This is a genomic window from Oceanisphaera sediminis, assembly GCF_039539745.1.
GTDB lineage: Bacteria > Pseudomonadota > Gammaproteobacteria > Enterobacterales > Aeromonadaceae > Oceanimonas > Oceanimonas sediminis.
This window is the reverse complement of record NZ_BAABDS010000032.1, coordinates 51,989-73,387: the sequence shown is the minus strand read 5'-3', so window position 1 is coordinate 73,387 and position 21,399 is coordinate 51,989. Positions and strand designations below refer to the sequence as shown.

At 57.7% G+C, this 21,399-nt stretch carries 18 protein-coding genes; 10 read left to right on the top strand and 8 right to left on the bottom strand.

What is annotated here, in order from left to right; all coding sequences use genetic code 11:
- The first annotated feature begins 29 nt into the window (after nucleotides 1-29).
- Complete coding sequence (locus ABD827_RS10650; RefSeq protein ID WP_344964775.1) at nucleotides 30-566, top strand: sugar O-acetyltransferase; 537 nt, start codon at nucleotides 30-32, stop codon at nucleotides 564-566.
- 261 nt (nucleotides 567-827) lie between these two features.
- On the opposite strand, the gene ABD827_RS10645 is transcribed toward ABD827_RS10650, so the two are convergent.
- From ABD827_RS10645 to ABD827_RS10635, 3 genes are all read right to left on the bottom strand, one after another.
- Nucleotides 828-2,171, bottom strand: a complete 1,344-nt coding sequence (locus ABD827_RS10645; protein WP_344964774.1) for a metal-dependent hydrolase family protein — start codon at nucleotides 2,169-2,171, stop codon at nucleotides 828-830.
- Nucleotides 2,172-2,297: 126 nt separating this feature from the next.
- A complete protein-coding gene (locus tag ABD827_RS10640) occupies nucleotides 2,298-3,320 on the bottom strand; it encodes a hypothetical protein (RefSeq protein ID WP_344964773.1) in 1,023 nt (340 codons plus the stop codon).
- A gap of 282 nt (nucleotides 3,321-3,602) precedes the next feature.
- Nucleotides 3,603-4,475, bottom strand: coding sequence for a LysR substrate-binding domain-containing protein (locus ABD827_RS10635; RefSeq protein ID WP_344964772.1), 873 nt, complete (start codon nucleotides 4,473-4,475; stop codon nucleotides 3,603-3,605).
- Between the two features lie 141 nt (nucleotides 4,476-4,616).
- Here ABD827_RS10635 and ABD827_RS10630 point away from each other — a divergent pair, with 141 nt between their 5' ends.
- The 4 genes from ABD827_RS10630 to ABD827_RS10615 all read left to right on the top strand — a co-directional run bounded on the left by ABD827_RS10630 (nucleotide 4,617) and on the right by ABD827_RS10615 (nucleotide 11,090).
- On the top strand, nucleotides 4,617-6,254 hold the full coding sequence (locus ABD827_RS10630) for a BCCT family transporter (protein WP_344964771.1): 1,638 nt from the start codon (nucleotides 4,617-4,619) through the stop codon (nucleotides 6,252-6,254).
- 422 nt (nucleotides 6,255-6,676) lie between these two features.
- Nucleotides 6,677-7,363 (top strand): ABC transporter ATP-binding protein, encoded by a 687-nt coding sequence (locus ABD827_RS10625; protein WP_344964770.1) that lies wholly within the window; start codon nucleotides 6,677-6,679, stop codon nucleotides 7,361-7,363.
- Complete coding sequence (locus tag ABD827_RS10620) at nucleotides 7,354-9,861, top strand: ABC transporter permease (RefSeq protein ID WP_344964769.1); 2,508 nt, start codon at nucleotides 7,354-7,356, stop codon at nucleotides 9,859-9,861. Before ABD827_RS10625 ends, ABD827_RS10620 begins: the two co-directional genes overlap by 10 nt.
- Nucleotides 9,858-11,090: a lipocalin-like domain-containing protein gene (locus ABD827_RS10615; protein WP_344964768.1), complete on the top strand. Its 1,233-nt coding sequence runs from the start codon at nucleotides 9,858-9,860 to the stop codon at nucleotides 11,088-11,090. Before ABD827_RS10620 ends, ABD827_RS10615 begins: the two co-directional genes overlap by 4 nt.
- Before the next feature lie 97 nt (nucleotides 11,091-11,187).
- Here the strand turns inward: ABD827_RS10615 and ABD827_RS10610 are convergent, their stop codons facing one another.
- The 3 genes from ABD827_RS10610 to ABD827_RS10600 all read right to left on the bottom strand — a co-directional run bounded on the left by ABD827_RS10610 (nucleotide 11,188) and on the right by ABD827_RS10600 (nucleotide 13,657).
- On the bottom strand, nucleotides 11,188-12,111 hold the full coding sequence (locus tag ABD827_RS10610; RefSeq protein WP_344964767.1) for a pirin family protein: 924 nt from the start codon (nucleotides 12,109-12,111) through the stop codon (nucleotides 11,188-11,190).
- On the bottom strand, nucleotides 12,104-12,679 hold the full coding sequence (locus tag ABD827_RS10605; protein WP_344964766.1) for an NADPH-dependent FMN reductase: 576 nt from the start codon (nucleotides 12,677-12,679) through the stop codon (nucleotides 12,104-12,106). Before ABD827_RS10605 ends, ABD827_RS10610 begins: the two co-directional genes overlap by 8 nt.
- 93 nt (nucleotides 12,680-12,772) lie before the next feature.
- Complete coding sequence (locus tag ABD827_RS10600) at nucleotides 12,773-13,657, bottom strand: LysR family transcriptional regulator (RefSeq protein ID WP_344964765.1); 885 nt, start codon at nucleotides 13,655-13,657, stop codon at nucleotides 12,773-12,775.
- A gap of 115 nt (nucleotides 13,658-13,772) precedes the next feature.
- On the opposite strand from ABD827_RS10600, the gene ABD827_RS10595 reads away from it, so the two are divergent.
- Nucleotides 13,773-14,966: an MFS transporter gene (locus tag ABD827_RS10595; protein WP_344964764.1), complete on the top strand. Its 1,194-nt coding sequence runs from the start codon at nucleotides 13,773-13,775 to the stop codon at nucleotides 14,964-14,966.
- A gap of 59 nt (nucleotides 14,967-15,025) precedes the next feature.
- Here ABD827_RS10595 and ybiO read toward each other — a convergent pair whose 3' ends face one another.
- Together ybiO and ABD827_RS10585 are read right to left on the bottom strand one after the other, a co-directional pair.
- Nucleotides 15,026-17,341 (bottom strand): mechanosensitive channel protein, encoded by a 2,316-nt coding sequence (ybiO, locus tag ABD827_RS10590; RefSeq protein ID WP_344964762.1) that lies wholly within the window; start codon nucleotides 17,339-17,341, stop codon nucleotides 15,026-15,028.
- A 174-nt stretch (nucleotides 17,342-17,515) separates the two neighbouring features.
- Nucleotides 17,516-18,016, bottom strand: coding sequence for a lactoylglutathione lyase family protein (locus ABD827_RS10585; protein WP_298718672.1), 501 nt, complete (start codon nucleotides 18,014-18,016; stop codon nucleotides 17,516-17,518).
- A gap of 91 nt (nucleotides 18,017-18,107) precedes the next feature.
- Between ABD827_RS10585 and ABD827_RS10580 the strand changes: the two genes are divergently transcribed.
- The 4 genes from ABD827_RS10580 (at nucleotide 18,108) to ABD827_RS10565 (ending at nucleotide 21,093) form a co-directional block, all read left to right on the top strand.
- Nucleotides 18,108-18,977 (top strand): LysR family transcriptional regulator, encoded by an 870-nt coding sequence (locus tag ABD827_RS10580; RefSeq protein ID WP_344964761.1) that lies wholly within the window; start codon nucleotides 18,108-18,110, stop codon nucleotides 18,975-18,977.
- A gap of 95 nt (nucleotides 18,978-19,072) precedes the next feature.
- A complete protein-coding gene (locus tag ABD827_RS10575) occupies nucleotides 19,073-19,507 on the top strand; it encodes an ion channel (RefSeq protein ID WP_344964760.1) in 435 nt (144 codons plus the stop codon).
- A 69-nt stretch (nucleotides 19,508-19,576) separates the two neighbouring features.
- The gene (locus tag ABD827_RS10570) at nucleotides 19,577-19,900 is read left to right on the top strand and encodes a cupin domain-containing protein (RefSeq protein ID WP_344964759.1); all 324 of its coding nucleotides are present in this window, start codon (nucleotides 19,577-19,579) and stop codon (nucleotides 19,898-19,900) included.
- A 194-nt stretch (nucleotides 19,901-20,094) separates the two neighbouring features.
- On the top strand, nucleotides 20,095-21,093 hold the full coding sequence (locus tag ABD827_RS10565) for an MBL fold metallo-hydrolase (protein WP_344964758.1): 999 nt from the start codon (nucleotides 20,095-20,097) through the stop codon (nucleotides 21,091-21,093).
- Nucleotides 21,094-21,399 lie beyond the last annotated feature (306 nt).

The window sequence follows — 21,399 nt, the reverse complement described above, 5'->3', positions numbered from 1 at the left end:
ACTCACTCACCAGGTTTTCAGCCACAACAATGTCAACTCACATCGCATTTAACAGTCTCACGCCCGAGCTGATTGCCGCCCGTAAAAACAGTCATGAAATTTGCCGTACTTTTGCCAAAAGTCCCAGCAAAGGAAATTTGAAACGCTTGAAAACCCTTTTCGGCCAGTGCGGTGAACAGGTGATGATTGAACCGCCATTTCATTGTGATTACGGCAATCAAATCACCCTTGGTGATCGCACCTTTATTAATATCAACTGCACCCTGCTCGACTCCCCTGTAAAAGCGGGTGCCATTGTCATTGGCCGCGACTGTTTGATTGGCCCCAACGTACAGTTATTGGCGGTGTCGCATGCGGTTAACCCAGTCGAGCGGCTGGAAAAAGGCAACTTTTGTGCCCCGGTTACCATTGGCGATAACGTATGGATTGGCGCCGGGGCCATCGTGCTGGCCGGTGTGTCAATTGGCGATAACAGCGTGGTTGGCGCAGGCAGCGTGGTCACCAAGAATGTGGCAGCCAATAGCGTGGTGGCAGGCAATCCGGCCGTGAAAATAAGGAATATTTAAACGGTTACTCTGCGCTAAAGCACGAGGTGGCTGAGCAGGAGCGTCAGCAGGCTGAACAAGAGACTCGTCAAGTAGCGGAACTGAAGGCGCAAAACGCTTACGGAATATGATTCAATGTTCGGTTGTGTGCTTGTTTACGATCACGACCGAAGTGATCCTGCCGCCAGTTCATCATATTCTCACTCGGGTACCCGACTGCGGCAGGAACAGTGCTGCTCAGATACTGTTATCAACCGTTCTGAGCAGCACTGCTTATTTACCTCAGTCCGCCAAAGTATTCTTGTAGATTACTCCGTCTTTCATAATCAGATTGAAGTTCGTACCAGCGTCGGCCACAAGGTCTATGTTTTCCAGTGGGTTGCCGTCAACCAGAATGAGGTCGGCATACGCTCCTTTCTCTATCACGCCAAGCGGGCCTGCCTGGTAGGGATGTCGAGGCCCGGCCAACTCCAGCAGCTCAGCGTTACCTGAGGTCGCCATTTTCAGCACTTCGTAAGGTGTGTACCAGCGTTGTAGCTTGGCAAGAAACGCTCCCTGCCTGTCAGCAAGAGCGGGGTCGAACAGGATGTCGGTACCGAAGGCCATTTTTACACCCACTTTCTTGGCAAGCGGATAGATGATATCGGTACCATTAGTGACATCAATCCATTTCTTCTGACTGCCCGGATCATCGAAGTGGAAACCATCTTCATCATCAAGCAGTGGTTGAATGGAAAGCCATGCATCCTTTTCTTTCATCAGCCGAAGAGTGTCTTCAGTCAGCAGGAAACCGTGTTCGATGGATTTGACCCCTGCCTCCACCGCAATTCGGGCGGATTCATCAGTGAAAATGTGTGAGGACACATAAGTATTGTAGGTATCGGCAACCTCAACAAAAGCCTCGATTTCTTCTTTGGTAAACTGACGGACATCGAGTGGATCGTAAACGGAAGAGACACCGCCGCCACCGGAAACTTTAACCTGTGATGCGCCCATACGCATCACCTCACGGGTCCGTTTTGTGACTTCATCAACACCATCAGCCATGGCCATGAGTCCGACTGAATACCAATACCATTGGGAGTCAGCCGAATTCGTAGGTACAGCCTGATAGGGTCGGTAGTCAAAATGACCGCCGGTCTGACCGATGGGGGGGCCGGATGGAAGAATACGGGGACCCAGCAGCTCGCCCGCATCGATCATTTTCTTCGTCGCGAACGGGTTGCCGCCCACATCGCGAACGGTTGTAAAGCCACGAAGCAAGGTCTTCTCCGAACCCTTTGCCCCACGGATAGCGATTTCCAGAATATCCCCTGTCACAACCGTTGCTTGTGCAGCGCAGCAGTAAGATGTGTGCCAATGCGCATCAATTAGACCGGGTATCATGGTACGACCACCACCATCAATGACCTTACCACCCGCCACCGCGAGTGGCTCCGTGGAGATATCGGTGATCAAATTACCTGAAACCACAACGTTGGCATTCTTGATCAGTTTCTCGTTAACCCCATCAAAGACGTTAACGTTGGTAAATAAGGTGACCGCTGTCTCATCCTGAGCATGAACTGCCGGAGAGGATAATGACAACGTCACGGAGGTGGCAATTATACTAGCAAGTTTCTTCATTTTTCACTCCTTGAATTAAGGATTTACAAAGTCAACTAAGCTTTGGACTCTGCGCTTCCCTCTGTAGTTAAATTGCGGGCTGTTTATTCGATTAAGCTCCCGTTTCCGAGCGCACCGCTTTGAGCATTAAAAGTTCAGAATCTTGTAGCCTACTTGAATTGACCAATTTCCTGGAGCCTCTCCGCCGAACATCACCCCGGGTTTCACAAAAAATTGACTATCTCCGCCGAAGACGCGTCCGGTCATCATTCCGAAGTTGATCTGAAGACTCCCAAAAGTCTCGTCACTTTCCCAGTTATGGATGATGGCGGGATCATAAGTCATAAAATACTTGGGGTTCGCTAGCTTAGGCACATAATAAAAATCGAAAGTGGATACGTTTACGTCCAGATCTTGATCGTTACCGCCTTCAAGGCCAAATGTCTGAACCCACGCCGGCGCAAAGATTGCCCCACTTTTCAGAAAATACGCATAGAATAGCGATGTCTCCATCGCAAACTGCCCATAACCGCTAGTATCCGTCTCAGCAGTGTCGAGAAACAGTTCCAATGTGTAGGCGGCACCGTTTTCTTTCGTCAGGTGAAATACGTCGACAAATGTGACACTGGCATCGCCAAGCCTCACTTCGTCTCCAACTCTGTCGTCGATGCTGGCAATACTGGCCGTGTCGGTCAGCTGAGGCTTGGCATTTAAGGGGCTGTCAGAAAAGGGCAACGTGAACTTGAGTGCTTTGCTGCCGTCCGCTATCGGTTGCGTATACTGGAATTCCAGAAGTCCGGTATTCAGATCCGAATTAATCTGATTAAATTGGTACTGCACCGTTGCTTGCGTCGTCAGCAACGTAGGATTAGTACCGTTATTGACTTCTTCGCGTCCCACGGTTCCTTCAAGTTGAGCTTGGTTTCCGCTATCCTGAGCTACTGCTGGACTCGATATCGTGGCCAGCCCCAGCAGTAAGCAGCAAAGTAGTTTGTTTTTATCTGGTATAGCGTTTGGCTCATGAAAAAAACTAGCTCTCAAAGGTAGTAATTTAAAATTGGCGGCACTGATTAAATTTTTGCTATAGAGGTATGACGTTTTTGCTATAGAGGTATGACGTTTTTGCTCCCATAATGCTTGCGTATTGATAATCCCCTTTAAATAACTCACGAAATTTCCATTTCATCCCATACCCTTAAGTCAAAGCGGATATGATAAAGTCATGACCGGTATCGATCTTAAAGTAAGTTATTTCTATAGCATATAAATTCTTTACCAACAGCTTAAATGTGGGTATTTTTGAATCCGCTTAAGAAAATGTGTTTTTTGAGTTCATTTAAACACTGTACCCCTGCTCAGGGCTTAAATTATATCAAATCGACCTAAGACGGTAGGGTGAGCTCATGAATGTTTTATGACCAGTCTGCGGTGATTTGACCAGATGACAGGTGTTCAGGGGCTGTATCCCTCTATGTGCGCGTGCAGTTGCAGCGCCAGTTGCTCGGTGGCTTCGGTGGCGGCTTTGCTGCTGCGATGCAGGGCAATTTCAATGCTGGGTAATGCCGGCAGGCCGTCGTCGGTGCCCAGTACGCGCATGTCCGGTCCCAGCATGGACGGGGTCAGCACGGTAATGGCCAGTCCGGCGCGCACGGCGGCCGACAGTCCAGACAGGCTGGCACTGGTGTAGGCGATGCGCCAGTCAATGGCGGCGGCGTCCAGGCTGGCCAGGGTGTGCTCCCTGAAGATACAGACCCCCTGTTTGGATACCGCCAACGGCAAAGGCGAGCGCCGGTACGTGTCGTAACCGGCGGCGCCCACCCACACCATGGGCTCGCGGCGCAGCACCTTGCCGCCCGGGCTGTGGGGCTGGCGGGTGGTAATGGCCAGATCCAGCGCCCCGGTTTTTACCTGTTGAATCAAATCCACACTCAGGCCGCAGTGTACTACCAGCTCTACGTCGGGAAAGCGGGCCGCAAAGTCGGAAAGCGCCCCCGGCAGATAGCTCAGGTAATCTTCGGGTATGCCGAGGCGCACCACGCCGGCCAGACGCTGATCCCGCACATCCTGCCAGGCCTGGGCATTCTGGCGCAGCATCTGGCGGGCGTGGCTCAGCAGGCGTTCACCCGCGGCCGTGGGCACGGCCAGTTGCTGCTTGCGTTGCAGCAGGGATCGTTCCAGCACATTTTCCAGCCGCTTGATGTGCGCGCTTACCGTGGATTGCGCCAGGTGCAGGTGGTTGGCGGCGGCGGTAAAGCCGCCTTTGTCGACCACGGCAACAAAGCTGGTCAGCAGCACGAGGTCAAGAGGGCGACAGGGATCAGACATGGGTATCACGATTCATGATGGGGATATCGAAACTCTTCATTTCCATGATGGTGGCTCATTATTCAGAATGCGCGTCTTCAAGACAAGTCTGGCGTAATTTTCTTATCCCGACTCTGAATTCATTCAGCTGACAGGTACATCATGAACGAAGCGTATTACCGACTTGAGGCAGCAGCGCCCAGCGCGGCTGCCGAGAGTATCCCTTCGCCCGATGGGCATTCCAACCTTATCGATACCGATTATGTTATTGGCCAGGACAACATTACCTCCGGCTTTTTCGGACTGAAAATTGACCTGCACAGCACGGTGTTTACCTGGTCCTCGCTGGTCATTCTGGCCTTTGTGGCCGTTACCCTGGCCATGCCCGAGGCGATGGAACCCTTTTTTGGTGGCATTCGCAGCTATCTCACCAGCCATCTGAGCTGGGCGTTTATGCTGTCGACCAATCTGTTTGTGATACTGGCCGTTGGGCTGATTTTTTCGCCGTTGGGGCGGGTTCGTCTGGGCGGTACCCACGCCAAACCGGACTTCAGTTACCCGGGCTGGTTTGCCATGCTGTTTGCCGCCGGCATGGGGGTGGGGCTGATGTTCTATTGCGTGTCTGAGCCGCTCACCTATTTTGGCGACCTTCGCGCCGGTACTACCGGCCCGCTGGGCGAGCAGCTGGCTTCTGATGGCGCCGCCCGGTCGCTAAGCCTGGCCACCTCGATTTTTCACTGGGGCATGCACCCCTGGGCTACCTACGCCATTATTGCGCTGGCACTGGCGCTGTTTTCGTTCAATAAAGGGTTGCCGCTGACCATTCGCTCGGTGTTTTATCCGGTGCTGGGCGAGCGGGTGTGGGGCTGGCCCGGGCACGTAATTGATGTGCTGGCGGTGTTTGCCACCCTGTTCGGCCTGGCCACCTCGCTGGGCCTGGGGGCATCGCAGGCGGCGGCCGGGCTGCATTCTTTGTTTGGCGTGCCCAACGACACCAGCACCATGGTGCTGCTGGTGCTGGGTATTACCGCCATCACCCTGGTGTCGGTGGTGGCCGGGGTAGACAAGGGCGTACGCCGCATGTCGCAGCTCAACATGGCGCTGGCCATTCTGCTGATGCTGTTTGTGATGGTGGTGGGGCCCACGCTGCTGATCGCCACCGGTGCTGCCAGCAACCTGGTGTCTTATCTGACCGAGCTGCCGTCGTTGGCCAACCCCTTTGGCCGCAGCGATGAAGACTTTATTCACGGCTGGACCGCCTTTTACTGGGCCTGGTGGGTAAGCTGGTCGCCGTTTGTGGGCATGTTTATTGCGCGGGTATCCCGCGGGCGTACCGTGCGTGAATTCCTGATTGCCGTGTTGCTGGTGCCCACCATGGTGTCGGTGATCTGGATGACCACCTTTGGTGACACCGCTCTGTGGCAACTGGGGCAGGGCTATGAAGGTGCGAAGAACGCGGCGCTGGAGCTGCAGTTGTTTGCCATGCTGGAGCAACTGCCGCTGTCGTCCATTACCTCCCTGGTGGGCATTGTGCTGGTGATGGTGTTCTTTATTACCTCGTCGGACTCCGGTTCCCTGGTGATCGACTCCATTACCTCGGGGGGCAAGGTCACGTCTCCGCGCATTCAGCGTATCTTCTGGGTCGCCATCGAGGCCGCCATTGCCATTGCACTGCTGCTGGGCGGCGGGTTGACGGCGCTGCAGGCGGCGGTGCTGATCACCGGTGTTCCCTTTATGGTGGTGGTGCTGATCTCGGGTTACTCGGTGGTGCAGGGGCTGCGTACCGAACCTCGTATTTAACTCCATGTTGTAAAAGGGGGAGGCGAGGCTTCCCCCTTCTTTTCACCCGGTACCCTTGTGCTGGCGTTATTCCCCCGCAATTCCCTCATTCAAATAGCAGAACGCGTCCTGCAGGGCGTGAAGATACTGGCGGTAGTCGATCTCTGTTGCCTCTTCCTAAGCTCCGAGTTGCCTGTAGGCAGTACCAACAGATGATTCTGTAGCATCAGGGAGGATAAAGGGATCTGCTCAGCCGACCATCCGCGCCATGGATGGCGCGGCTGAGCCCCCAAGGATGGGTTTACGGCGTGTCGGCGGAGCGGGCCATTTGTCCGACTTTTGCAGAGCATCGGTGATTTCATCTGTTTGGTATTACTTTGTGCAGGCTGGGGCCGTTCGCAAATCTATGCCACTATCTTGGTGTGAAAAACAGGGAGTTTGCCATGCTCGAGTTTCGCCAAGTCTACAAGACCTACACCACCCCGCAGGGGCCGCTCAGCGTGTTGTCGGGCGTAAACCTGCAGCTTGGCGCCGGCGAAAGTCTGGCGCTGATGGGCGAGTCGGGCAGCGGCAAGTCGACGCTGCTGCACCTGGCGGCGGGGCTCGACCTGCCCGACCGGGGTGAGGTTCGCATCGGCAACCAGTCTTTGGCCGGGCTGGATGAAGCCGGTCGGGCGCGGGTGCGGCGCGAAACTATCGGCCTGGTGTTTCAGCAGTTTCATCTGGTTGCCAGCCTCAACGTGGCCGACAACTTGCGGCTGCAGGCCCGGCTGGCGGGGCGTGAAGAGGCGGCCTGGTCGGCCAGGTTGCTGCAGCGATTGGGTCTGGCCGGGCGCGAGCGCCACTATCCCGAGCAGTTGTCTGGCGGTCAGCAACAGCGTTTGGCCATTGGCCGCGCGCTGGCGTCTCGCCCGGCGTTGCTGTTGGCCGACGAGCCCACCGGTAACCTTGACGAAGCCACCGCCGAGACGGTGCTCGCACTGCTGCTGGAGCTGGTGGCCGAAAGCGGCAGCAGCCTGCTGATGGTGACACACAGCCCCAAAGTCGCGGCCCCGCTGGATCGTCGAGTGGTGCTGCACCGGGGTCAACTGCTGGCCGAGCCCGTCCGGAGCGGCTTGCCATGCGCCTGATGTGGGTGGCACTGGCAACCCTGTTATCGCACTATCGGCGCCACCCCGGCCAGTTGGCCATGCTGCTGTTGGGGCTCTGGGTGGCGGGGGCGCTATGGAGCGGTGTGCAGGCCATCAATGCCTCGGCGCGAGACAACTATGCCCGGGCCGAGGCGCTGCTGGGCAGCGGCTTTGATCGTCTTGAACGTGAGAATGGCCAGGCACTGACCCGGGCCGACTTCATTCAGCTGCGCCGGGCGGGCGTGCCGGTCTCGCCACTGCTTGAGGGCGAGCTGGTGACCGACAGCGGCAACACGCTCACCCTTATCGGTATCGATCCGCTCACTCTGCCCGGCGACAGCACCCTGGCCAGTACGCGAGCGACGGGGATGTTGCAGGACTTTATCATGTCGCCCTGGCAAACCCGGCTGGCGCCCGATACCCGCGTTAAGCTGGGCCCTGATCCCACCCTGGCCGATGGCACACCCTTGCCACCACTGATGGAGGTGCCCGAACTACCGCCCAATACCCTGGTGATGGATATCGCCATTGCCGCCCGCTTGCTGGGGGTGGGCGAGAGGATCACCGCGCTGGTGAGCGCCGCGAATGCCCTGCCTGCGGCCCCCGTCGGATTCACGTTGGTGCGGGCCGATACCCGGGCCAGCCCGGGTGATCTGACCCAGAGCTTTCACCTCAACCTTACGGCTATGGCGCTGCTGGCGCTGGTGGTGGGGTTGTTTATCGTGCAGGCGGCGCTGGGGCTGGCGCTGGAACAACGGCTTGGGCTGTTGCGCACGCTGCGGGCCCTTGGCGTGCCGGGGCGTACCCTGGTTGCCTTGCTGGCGCTGGAGCTGGTGCTGCTTGGGCTGTTGGGTGCGCTGGCCGGGCTGGTGAGCGGGCTGTGGCTGGCCGGCACCCTGCTGCCCGATGTGGCCGCCACCCTGCAAAGTCTTTACGGCGCCAAGGTGGGCAGCACGCTCAGCCTGCCCTGGCATTACTGGCTGGGCGGTATTGGCGTCACGCTGGGCGGCCTGTTTATTGCCGGTAGCGGCGTGCTGTGGCGGGCAAGCCGCATCAGTGTGCTGGGGCTGGGTCAGGCACAAAGCTGGCGCAGCGGTTTTCAACGCCAGCTGCGGCTGCAAACACGCTCGGGTGGGGCGGCTGCGCTGTTGGCCCTGGTGCTCGGGCTCTGGCTGTTTACCCGATCCGGCGGCGAGGGCCTGGGCGCGGGATTCGGGCTGGTGGCGGCCATCATGCTGGCCGCCGCTCTGTGGCTGCCACCGCTGCTGGGCTGGCTGCTGAGCGTGTTGCTTGGCGTAGTCAGCCGCTTCAGCCGCCCGGATCGCAACTGGCCATTGACCCAGTGGGCCCTGGCCGATGTGCAACTGCAACTGCCACGGCTGTCGCTGGCGATGATGGCACTGCTGATCGCACTGGCGGCCAACCTGGGCGTCAGCAGCATGGTCGGCGGTTTTCGTCTGACCTTTCTCGACTGGCTCGATCAGCGGCTGATGGCGGAGCTTTACCTCAAGCCGCCGGTGGCTAGCTTCGCCGAGATCGATACCTGGCTCGCCCAGAACGATGCGGTCAAGGAGCGGCTGATCACCGCCGACGCCGAATCCCGGCTGCTCGAGATCATTGCTGATAATTCCGTCCGTCGCTCGGGCCTGCCGCTCCCGGTATTCGGTATTACGCCAGAGCAAACGCTGATGGAAAACTGGCCACTGCTCGCCACCCTTAATGATCGAGACGCCGCCTGGCAAGCGCTTCAGCAGGGCGAGGCCTTTATCAACGAGCAGCTGGCGCTGGGTGAGGGGGTTGCGCTGGGCGACCGGCTCAGCCTGGCCACTCCCGGCGGCGTTGAAACGGTGATGGTGGTGGGCATCTATCCCGATTACGGCAACCCGCGGGGCGAGGTGGTGCTGGCCACCCCCCTGGTGCGGCGGCTGTTTGGGGTGCCGCCGGCCGCCATCGGCATAGTGCTGCAGCCTGGCGAGAATGCCGGTTTGCTTCGTCGGCAGCTGACGGAGCGTTTCGACCTGACGCCGCAAAACCTGCGAAATCAGCGCGAGATCAAGGCCACGGCAACCGCCATTTTCGAGCGCACCTTTGCCATTACCCGGGCGCTGAATGCCCTGACGCTGTCGGTAGCGGCGTTGGCGCTGCTGGCGTCTTTACTGGCGCAAGCCCGGGAGCGGCGCCAACGACTGGCCACACTGTGGGCGATGGGGGTGCCACTGCGTCGGCTACTGGGCATTCAACTGGCTCAGCTGGCCGGCGTATCGCTGGTGACCGGGCTGCTGGCCATTCCTCTGGGCATTGCCATTACCGCCTGCCTGGTGTGGGGCATCAATGTGGCGGCTTTTGGCTGGCGGCTGCCGCTGCATGTATTTCCGGCTGAGATGAGCCTGACCCTGGCGATTGCCGTGCTGGTGGCCTTGTTGGCGGCGGCGCTGCCGATGTTCAAGCTGTGGCGCACGCCCCCCCGGGCACTGCTGGCCGAGGAGGAAAATCCATGATCACACCGAGCCCACTGCGTCGAGGTTTGTTCACCCTGTGCCTGCTATCGCTTGGCGCCTGTGGTCCGGCGCCTGAACCCGGGTCCGAGGCTGACGATGGTGCGGAGGAGAACAGGAGTAGCGGCAGAGCCGGCTTTGCCGATCTGGGCGCGGCAAGTCAGGGCTATGCTCACGCCAGCCCCGCGACCGAACTCCAGTTCCCGGCAGATCACGGCCCGCATCCGGATTTTCGTATCGAGTGGTGGTATCTCACCGCCAATCTGGAAGACAAGCATGGCGAGCCGCTGGGCATGCAGTGGACCTTGTTCCGCCAGGCGCAGCAGCCAAAAGCACCCGACGCACCAGCTAGCGGCACCGAGGCTGTCGATCAGGCAAACACCGCTCCCTGGGCGGCGGAGCAACTGTGGATGGCGCACATGGCGCTGTCTCGTGGCGAGCACCACCGCGTGGCCGAACGCTTCGCGCGGGGAGCCAGCAAGCCACTGATGAGGGCTGCGCAGCAGGCCGGGGTAACGGCCCGGCCCTTTCGTGCCTGGCTGGATGACTGGCGGCTGGAAAGTCTGATCACTAACCCCGGCGACGATGCCCTGAACCACCTGATGCTGACCGCGCAAGCGGAAGACGAAAAGGGCGCCTTTGGTTATCAACTGGAACTGGAGGCCGACGGGCCCCTGGTGCGCCATGGCATCAATGGCTTCAGCCAGAAGTCGGCCGACGGCCAGGGCTCCATGTATTACAGCCAGCCCTTTTATCGCGTCAGCGGCGAGGTGTGGCTTAACGACGAGCGGGTGGCGGTGAGCGGGCGGGCCTGGCTGGACCGGGAATGGAGCAGCCAGCTATTGAGCGCCGGCCAGACCGGCTGGGACTGGTTTTCGCTGCACCTGGACAGCGGCGCCCGGCTGATGGCCTTTCGCCTGCGCGGTGGGGGCGCCAACCACGACGACTATCTTTCCGGTAGCTGGATCACCCCCGATGGCGAGGTCACGCCGCTCAATGCCGATGCGTTCACCCTGATGCCGCAGGCGTTTGCCACGGCTTCCGGCCATCGGGTGCCGGTGCGCTGGCGCCTGACGCTGCCGGAGCAGAGCCTTGAGCTGGAGATAACGGCGCGCCACGCCAACCGCTGGATGAACACCTCTGTGCCCTACTGGGAAGGCGCGGTCAGCGTGACCGACGCGGTCAGTGGCGCACCGCGTGGCCAGGGCTATCTGGAAATGACCGGATATTGATTACGAGCAGGCTGTCGGCATGGAGGCTGGTAGCCGTTTACAAAAAACCGACGGTGGCGGGTGACCATGCGGTCCCGCTCGCCGTCAGGCCCTGTGTTTACCCCTTGCCGGTCGGGTAGGGAATGTACTCGTCGGCATCGTTTTTTATGATGGGGAACTGTCGCGCCTTCCATTGCGCTATTGCCGCTTCAATGCGTTCTTTGCTGCTGGATACGAAGTTCCAGTCCATATATCGGCTGCCGATATCATCACCCCCAATCAGCGCTATTTGGGTGTCTTGCTCGGCTTTGATGACGACATCTTCATCATCATTCAGTACCACCATGGTATGCCGAGGCACCCGGGTGTCACGCAGGCTGATGTCGCCGTTCAGTACATACAGACCTCGCTGGGCCGCCTTCGGCAATTCGAGGGTTTGTCCTTCTTTTAACCGGGCCTCGATATAGAGCGTCGGGCTGAATGTCCGCACGGGTGATATTGCACCATAAGCCGCTCCCATCATGATCCGGACCGAGACGCCATTCAGGTTTACCCTGGGCAAGTTGTCGGCGGGGTAATGGTAAAAGGCAGGATCCGTTTCTTCGTCCTTTTCCGGCAGGGCCAGCCAGAGCTGAAGACCATGCACCGTATGAGGCCTGTTTTTCACTGCCGGCGGCTCACGCTCGGAATGAACCATGCCCGACCCCGTCACCATCAGGTTGAGATCGCCGGGGCGAATCAGCTGTTCGCTGCCGATGGAATCCCGGTGCACTATCTCACCCTCGAACAAATAGGTAACGGTGGCAATATTGATGTGGGGGTGCGGCCGCACATCAATGCCGTCTCCGGCGGCAAAGGTGGCAGGCCCCATATGGTCGAAAAAGACCCAGGGACCAATTCGCCTGATGGCCTGATTGGGCAGGGCTCTGCGCACGCAAAACCCGCCGAGATCCTGGTCTCTGGGGTGAATGAGTTGTTGAATGGCACCGCATCCGGCCACCAGATCACACTGCTCTGTTACCGTTTGCCGTGGGTTACTCATGAGTGATCTCCGAAGGCTTGAGTGTGTGAGTCAGTGTGATCAAGGATGTGATCAACTTACCGATAAAGTCGCGGCTAGTTGAGTCTGCAAGCCGTCCCTGGTCATCGAATTTTTCATGAGCGCCGGCGATCATCACTTCGGGTTTGTTCACGAAATGTACGTCGAGACTCACCATGATCTGGCGCAGATGGTATTGCGCTCTGGCACCGCCGAACAGGCTTATGCTTGAACTCATGATGGCGGCAGGCTTGCCGGCAAAGGGCTGTGGCTTCTGTCGGGACAACCAGTCGATGGCATTTTTTAAACCGCCGGGCACCGAGTAATTGTACTCGGGCGTAGAGAACAGAATGGCATCGGCGGCCATCACCTTTTCTGCCAGCTGAAGCACGGCCTCTGGTGCCTTGTCGCCATCCAGCTCCTGGTTGTACAGCGGCAGGGTACCGATATCGAGCAGTTCGATTTCACACCCGGCCGGTGCCATTTCCATGGCCACCTTAATTGCTGCCGTGTTGTATGAGTCCTTACGTAAGCTGCCGGAAAAGGCGACTATGCGAGTGTTATTGCTCATGATTAACCTCCGGATAAAATGAACCAGGGTACGCCGTGTCCTCTTTTGTTATTTCCGAGAAGGCGGGAATCCAGAGAGTGTAACGCAGAAAGGTCAGACTGCGAGTCGCCTGCAAAACACTGGACCTGTATGGGTGAACTGCGGGCTTTGTTCAATCGTCTGCGCCAGGCGAGTGGTTGCCTCGTTGATCTGGTCTGCTACAAACAGGCAGGTATCCGTTTTGGGCAGGGGGGGTAACCCCTGTTCCACCACCACCATGTCCGGTTCGAGTGTCTTGCGCGGGATCACCCCCACACCAATGCCCGCGCGTACCGCCGCCAGCATGCCGGCTCGGCTCTGGCTGGTAAAGGCAATGCGATAGGGCCGATCCCCTTTTTCCAGCGCCTGGCAAGCCGCGTTCCGGTGAGAGCAGCCGTCAACAAACACCGCCAGGGGTAAGGGGTCTCGCAGATGGGTCATGTGTGTTTGTGAACGAACCCACACCAGCTCGTCCCGGTCCAGACGCTGCCCGCCATCAGACAGCATCGGTAATTCGACCAATGCCAGGTCCAGCTTGCCTTCTCTGAGCAGTGACAGCAGATGCTGGGATCGGTGATCGCAGAATACTTCCAGCCGTGCTTGTGGGTAGTTAAGCACAAAGGCCTCCAGTAGCGGTGTCAGGCTACGGGCAGCGTATTGATCGTGGGTGCCAAAACGTACCTTGCCGTCGATATCAGCATGCTGAAACGAGCCCAGAATTCGGTCGTGCAGGTTGAGTAACTGCTGCGCGTGGGAACGGAGCAGTTCTCCTGCCGGGGTTAACCTGACGCCATATTGCCCTCGTTCAAGCAGCGTTGTGGTCATCAGATCTTCCAGTCTGCTCAGCTGCATGCTGATGGTGGAAGGCGCCCGGTGCAGCCGGCCTGCTGCCACCGTCAAGTTGAGGGTTTCCGCCACCATCACAAAGGTGCGTAACAGGGTAATGGGTAAATCACGCATATTAAGTTTTCAATCTTGTTGAAGGTAGATGTTAATATTTATCGATTTACCGAACATTAACAAGCGTTCAGGATGGCCTGATTACTTATTCATGACAGTATCAGGAGCGTCAGTGATGAAAATGGCCGTCATTTTTGCAATGAATCAGATAGTCAGTCATGGGTTTGGCATTTTTCTGTTTGCCGCCCTGGTGCCCATGATGCGGGAGTCAATTAGCCTTAGCCATTGGCATTTGGCCGCCATTGGGGCACTTACCCAACTGGCTTATCTGGGGGGTGCCATGCTGTTGGGATTACTCGGGCATCGCCTGGATACGGCGCGCCTGTCATTGGTTGCCGGCACCCTGACTACCGTGCTGCTATTCACTATGTCGCAACTCGAGAGTCCGTTATTCATTACCCTGGTATTGACCTGTCTGGCGGCCAGCGCGGCGATCAGCTGGGTAACCATAGTGGAAATCATCAGCCGTTATGCCCGTTCAGAACAGCGCTCTACCTATCTGTCAACCGCATCCAGCGGAACGGCCTGGGGCTATGGCCTGAATGGTCTGATGATCCTGCTGGTGGTCCCCGTATTGGGCTGGCAACACAGCTGGCAGATTGCAGGGGGCATGGGTCTGCTGGTCGTGGGGTTGACCTGGTATATGTTAATGAGCCTGAAAAAACCGTTAACCGCCACGGCAGAGATCCCCGAGTCCATCATTCCCGCCTCTAAACTGCTGTCCACCATTTGTCGTGAAAGAACCGCCATGTTTGCCTGCCTTATCTGTTTTTTGGTCGGCTTTACCACCATGCCTTTTTCCAACTGGCTCAATACCTATCTCGATCAACTGGCGTTGCCGGTTGCGCTGGGTGGTTACACCTGGGCGACGGCCGGGATCACCGGCATGGTGGCTGGCGTACTTACCGGCCGGCTGGCCGATCACAAAGGGCACGGTGTGGCATTGTTGGTAACCCTCGGTGGTTTCGCCCTGGGATTGCTGGCATTTGTCTATGATCCAGGCCGTTTTGCGCTGGTGGCCGGCTTTGGTTATGGTCTGATGTATTTCCCCATGTGGGGCATACTGGCGGGCTGGATAGGCCAGACTTATTCGTCTACCGCCACCATGCAAATTAGTGGTATTTGTATGGTGTGCTTTGGTTTTGGGGGGACGTTGGGTAATCTGGTGACCGGTTATATCCGCGACATCACAGGATCGCTGGATGCGGCTTTTTTGACTCTGGCGGCGGTGTCGGTGCTGCTGGTTATTCTGGCCCTGTGGATAATGAATGTCAGCCCGAAACCCCGCCCCGTGCAACCGGCGATCTGAGCGGCGCTCATATAAAAAAGGCCGGGCATTGCCCGGCCTTGTTGCGTATGGAGTTTGGCTCAGTGGTTGTCGTTGGGGGCATCGTCAGAGACCGCCGGCTTGGCCTTTTCCGCCATCACCTGTTCACCGGCTCTGGCATGCCCGCCGGGACGGCCATCGATATCAAAATCCTGCTGCATCACCCTAAGGTTGGCAGAGGGCGCTTCGCCTTCTTTGCCCACACCAAAATACACTGTGCTGTGGGGGAAGGGGATTTCGATGCCGGCGCTGTCGAAGTACAGCTTCACCAGTCGGTTATAGGCGCGGCCTACTGCCCATTGCATGCCCGGGGTAGTCTTGATACGTACCCGGATGTTGACCGAGCTGTCGGCCAGGGCGATCACACCGGCCACTTCCAGCGGCGCCAGTATCTCGTGCTTGTTGTCTTCGCTGGCGGCCAGTTCGTCGAAGGCGTTCTGTAGCTGCGTGATGGCGTCATCTATATTCTCGCGATACGCCACGCGGTATTCACCCACATGGAAGGCGAACTCGCGCATGTAGTTGGACACCGTATCCACGCTGGAAAACGGAATGATGTGGTAGGTGCCGCTGAGATCACGAATGCCCACCGAGCGAATGCTGAGCTTTTCGGCGGTGCCGGTAATGCCGCCCAGGGTGACCACGTCGCCGGTATTCATGGCGTTTTCTATCTGGATGAAAATACCGGTAATGATGTCCTGCACCAGTTTCTGGGCACCAAAGCCGATGGCCAGGCCCAGCACACCGGCACCGGCGATAAGCGGGCCTATGTTAATGCCGATCTCGGCCAGCGCTATCATGGCGGTCATGGTGACTAGGGTGACCGCCAGCGCACTGCGAAACAGCAACAGCAGGGTTTGCACCCGGGCAGAAGGCTCGCCACCGCCGGTTTCGGGGTTGAGCTTGTGCTCAATCATGCTGGCAAAGGCGACCCAGAGCGCGGCGGCCACAGACAGTATGATGGCAACCCCAATCATCTTGCCCATGAGCTTGCCGCCGGACTCGGAGGCATACCAGGCCGCCAGATCCAATGCTTGCCAGGCATTGAGTACCAGCAGAATGGCGGCAATGACGATCAACAAGCGAAGAAAGCGCAGGGCGTTGGGCACATAGCTGTTGATCCGTGCCTCCAGCAGCGGCAGCTTGCGGCGCAGTTCGGCCGAGAGGGTAATGCGTCGGCCTATGGTCTGGCTCAGCAGGCTGGAAAGCAGTATGCCCAGCACCACTATGCCCAGAGTCTTGAGGGTGGCAAACAGCACAAAGGGCAGGGCTTCTGCCGGGCTGAGCAGCGTTAACACCAGCACCACCAGAAAGTAGGTCAGGGCGATAAGATGCCAGGTGCGAGACAGCAGGATCAGACTGAACTGGCCCGCGGCGATGGTGCTTTTTTCGGCTCTGGCACGAATGGCATGGCGCAGTCGCAGACGATTTTTCAGGATCACCGCCACCGCATAGAAGAAGGCACCGAACATGATCAGCGTATTCACGCTCTGGCCCAGGGTGGGCGAGATATTGATGTTGATCAGGGGTTCCAGCACCATAACACCATAGCCGACCAGGCCGATGAGCAGGGCCAGCCAGCGATTCCAGTATTCGGCTTCGCTTGAGTCGACAGGTAACAGCCTCAGCCCTTCATAACGGGAAGAAAACAGCACCCGCAGCCCGGCCTTGAGCAGCTCGATCACCATAAAGGCATTAAGAAACAGCGACGCCTGGGTGGTCAGCTCGCCGATTTCTCCCACCATAAAGGCCGCCACCAGGTTACCGCCCACATAGGCCAGCGCCACGGCCAGTACATCGACGGCACTGGCCAGCGCCACACATACCACCAGCCGCAGTACCGGCGTTTTACCTTCTCCGTGACGTGACCAGTGAGCGAGGCGTCTGAACAAGGGGCCGGCCAGTCGGCGTAGCAGCCAGAACAGCACCAGGGTGGCCAGTATCACCAGCCCCAGATTGATGCTGGCGCTCATGAAGGCGGCCGTATCGAAACGGCCATTGTCACCTGCCACATTGCCGTCCAACAGGTTCGTCGTCACTTCGATCAGGTTATTGAGCTGATCGCCGAGACCGCCGGCAATCTGGCTGGTGGTTTCAGCCAACTGGCTGGGCAAGGTGGGCTCGGCCGGCTCGGCAGCGTCACTGGCCGCTGCCTTGGTCGAAGGGGCCTGTTGTTCGGCCATGCTGCGTAGTTCATCGATCAGTTTTTGGCGGGCTTGCTCGTTTTCCAGTATCTCGGCCAGGGCATCGTAAGGCGGAGCCGTGGTGGTATCCTGGGTTTGGGCATGCGCCATACTCGAGAAGGGAGCACAGAGCAGCCACAGGGTCAGCAGAGTGAGTCTTGAAAACAGGTTCACCAGTGGCCTCCTGTTGGCGGTCAGCGTGTGGGTTTATTTCATTGCTTATATAAATATTCACGAATAAACAAGGCGATTGGGCAGGGTAACACATAGAAAATGACGTGTTAAATTTCAATCACTTGCAAAGCCGCAGCGCAAAGAAAAGCCACCCACACGCTTGCTGTCGCCGCCTCAGTAGGCGCCCTCGCTGTAAATCAGCTCGTAGCTGTGGCTGTAAATTTCCAGAATATTGCCGAACGGGTCTTCCATGTAGATCATGCGGTAGGGCTTTTTGCCGGGGTAGTAATAACGCGGCTTTTCCATGCGTTTTTTGCCGCCGGCGGCCACAATGCGCTCGGCCAGCTCTTCTAGGTTCGGGTCCTGCACGCAAAAGTGAAAGATACCGGTTTTCCAGTACTCGAAGTTGTCTTCCGGGTTGACCTGATTGTTGAACTGAAACAGTTCTACGCCAATGCGGTCGCCGGTGGACAGGTGGGCGATTTTAAAGCTTTTCCATTGTGCGCCGAATACCTCGGTACACATTTCGCCGATGGCGCTGTCGTCTTCGGTGATCTCGGTAGGCGCCATGATCAGGTACCAGCCCATCACCTCGGTATAGAAGGTAACGGCGGCGTCCAGGTCGGGTACCGAAATGCCGATGTGCGAGAAGTTTCTCGGGTATACGTTAGCCATTGTTTGTTCTCCTGATTGGTTGGTATCAGATTACAAAGGTGCGTTGATTACGTAAAATTATCATCTGTCATGAAGATGAGTATGTTTTGTTATGATCAATCCGGTCTGGTTACGAAGCTTTTGCACTCTGGTCGAAGTGGGGCATTTCACCCGCACCGCAGAGCGGCTGCACATGACGCAATCCGGTGTTAGCCAGCATGTCAGAAAGCTGGAAGAGCAGCTGGCGCGGCCCCTGCTGATCCGCCAAGGCAAGCAGTTCACGCTGACCGAGGCGGGCGAGCGCTTGTATCGTGAGGCAAAAGAGATTCTTCGCTCACTGGCCAATCTAGAGCAGTTGGTGGGGGAAGACCCTCCCCATGAAGGCCTGGTGCGGCTGATGTCGCCGGGCAGTGTGGGCCTCAAGTTGTATCCTCATCTGCTGGCGCTGCAATGCCGGCACCCGGGGCTGATTATCGATTATCGCTTTGCACCCAACGCCGACGTAGAAAAAGCCATCGCGAGCGATGCGCTGGACGTCGGCTTTATGACCCGTCTCGCCACGCTGGATGAGGTACGTTGCCAGCCTGTTGCCGAAGAATCCTTGCTGCTGGTCACGCCGGCGGCGGTGAAGGACCCCAGCTGGTCCACCTTGCTGCAGCTGGGTTTTATCGATCATCCCGACGGGGCCCACCATGCCGGCCTGCTGCTGGGGGCCAACTACCCCGAGTTTCAACACAGCAATCTGTTTGAAAAAAAGGGGTTTTCCAACCAGATAAACCTGATTCTGGAGCCGGTGAGCAGGGGGCTGGGATTTACCGTCTTGCCGGCCCATGCGGTGGCCGCGTTTCAACAACCAGAGCGGGTGAACAGCCATCCATTGCGTCATCCGGTGAGTGAGATCCTCTATCTCGGGGTCAACCGCAACCGTGCCTTGCCCAACCGGGTCAAAACCGTGATGGCCGAGGCGAGAAAATGGCTGTAAGTAATATCTCATTATTCATGGATTGCAGCTTATGCCTTTCGTTTTTCATCGAGTAGTATGATGAAACAGGCAACATCAAGGGCGAGCGAGGCTGGATGATCTCTGTATTTCTGATCAATACCCTGGTGGTGGCGGTATCCGTGATGGTGCATTACGAATTTCTTTACCGTATCACCCTGTTCATTCCCAAAATGAAGATAAACCATCGCTATCGCATCGTGTTTGGGGTTTGCGGCTCGTTAATCGCCCACGCCTTCGAAATCTGGATATTTGCCATTGCCTATTACTTAATGAATAGAAGCGATGGCTGGGGGAATTTGAGCGGAAGCTTCGATGGCAGCCTGATGGACTGCGCCTACTTTTCATTCACGGTGTTCACCACCCTGGGCTTTGGTGACATTGAGCCCAATGGCGAGCTGAGGTATTTAACCGGCATAGAGTCGTTGACCGGCCTGGTACTCATTACCTGGACGGCCTCATTTTTGTACTTTGAAATGCAACGGCACTGGGGCGTTGGCAAAGACACCTAACCGGATCATTCATCACGATTCAATATCGCAGAGTAGTCCGTATCCAAGAGAGACACGAAAGAGAGTGCCATGAAAAACATCGCTGAAAACATGCCTGCAGATCTGTCGAGGGAGCATTTTCTGGACCTGCTCAACACGCCGAATGTTCGCATAGAGCGCATTGTGTCCAGGGGGCACAGCTCGCCCGAGACGGGTTGGTACGATCAGGATGAAGACGAGTGGGTCATGGTGCTGCAAGGCGAGGGAACCCTGGCGTTTGCAGATGGCCGGGTTGTTACCCTCAACAACGGCGATTTCATTCATATTCCCGCCCATTGCCGGCATCGGGTCAGCCATACCCACCCAGACGACATGACCGTGTGGCTGGCGGTGTTTTTCAGCCCCGCCGGGTAAGGGCGTGAGCAGCGGTAACGGTGCACCGCATGAATGAGCGCTTTGAGCACAACAACCGCGCTAGCTGTAGCTGCCACTTCAGTCGGCAGGCCCTGCGCAGCAGGGCAATCCAACCCGGCGACAATGCCTGCAATATCGTGCCTGCTTTAAGGCTTATGCCGCATATGCGCCAATAAACGAACCAAAGGCGAAACATGGAACTCATCTTTTTAGGCACCTCGTCGGGATCGCCGACCAAAAGCCGCAACGTCTCGGGGCTGGCGCTGAAAAAGGTTGGTGCCAGGCCCTGGATTCTGATCGACTGTGGCGAAGCGACTCAGCACCGGCTGTTGCATACTCCCTTGTCGCTGAATAATTTGCATGCCATCTGCATCACTCATGTGCATGGCGATCACTGCTACGGGCTGCCGGGTCTGCTGGCCAGTGCGGCCATGGCGGGGCGCACTGCGCCGCTGACCATCATCGGACCCGCCGGCCTGCAGGGCTGGATAGCGGCCACCCAGCAGGCCACGCACCTGACCTTGCCTTATTCGCTGCATTTTATCGACGTCGCGGCCCTGACCGGAGTGGTGGCGATGGAAGGCTTTAATATTTCGGCGTTGCCCTTGTCGCACCGGGTACCGTCGTTTGGTTATGAATTTGTCGAGACCGGACTGCCCCGCAAGCTGGATGTGGCAAAGCTGAAAGCAGACGGTATTGAACCCGGGCCGTTATGGGGGCGGCTGCAGCGGGGCGAAGTGGTCACCCTTGCAAACGGGCGGGTGCTTGACGGCCATGATTACCAGCTGGCGATGAGAGTACCGCGCAAGGTGATTATCGGTGGTGACAACGACAATCCGGCCCTGCTTGCCGAGTGTGTTCATTCGGCCAATGTGCTGGTGCACGAGGCGACCTTTACCCTGGCCATCGCCAACAAGGTGGGGCCCGGGCCGCAGCACAGCTCGGCCATGGCCATCGCGCAATTTGCCGCCGAGGCCTCGGTGCCCAACCTGATTCTGACCCATTTCAGCCCGCGTTATAAAGACGGCGGCCCGGGAATCAGCATCCGGGATATCGAGCAGGAGGCGAGGGCGCATTACGGCGGCAAGCTGTTTCTGGCCCGGGATCTGGAGGTGTTTCACCTGAATCGTGAAGGCGAGCTGAGTCGTATGCAGGATGGATCTCCTGCCTTCGCGGGGATGACGGCGAGATAAATGTGCCGATTGGTGCCGCAGTATTGACCGTCGTAGGGTCGAATTTATTCGACCAATGGTGTTGTCAGATGGTCTGCTGGTCGATTGAAATCGACCCTACGAGGCACTGTACGCTGCATAAGCGGGCAACCGTTTCGTGTAGGGTCGAATTTATTCCACCAATGGAGTTGCATGCCCGACAGGGCGGTCCAATAAATTGGACTCTACGAGAACGGTGATTATGAGCGAAGCCTGGGTACGAAAAAGGCCCCACCGAGGTGGGGCCATGAGGTTTACACTATGCCGGGCCAGGCACGACATCACTCG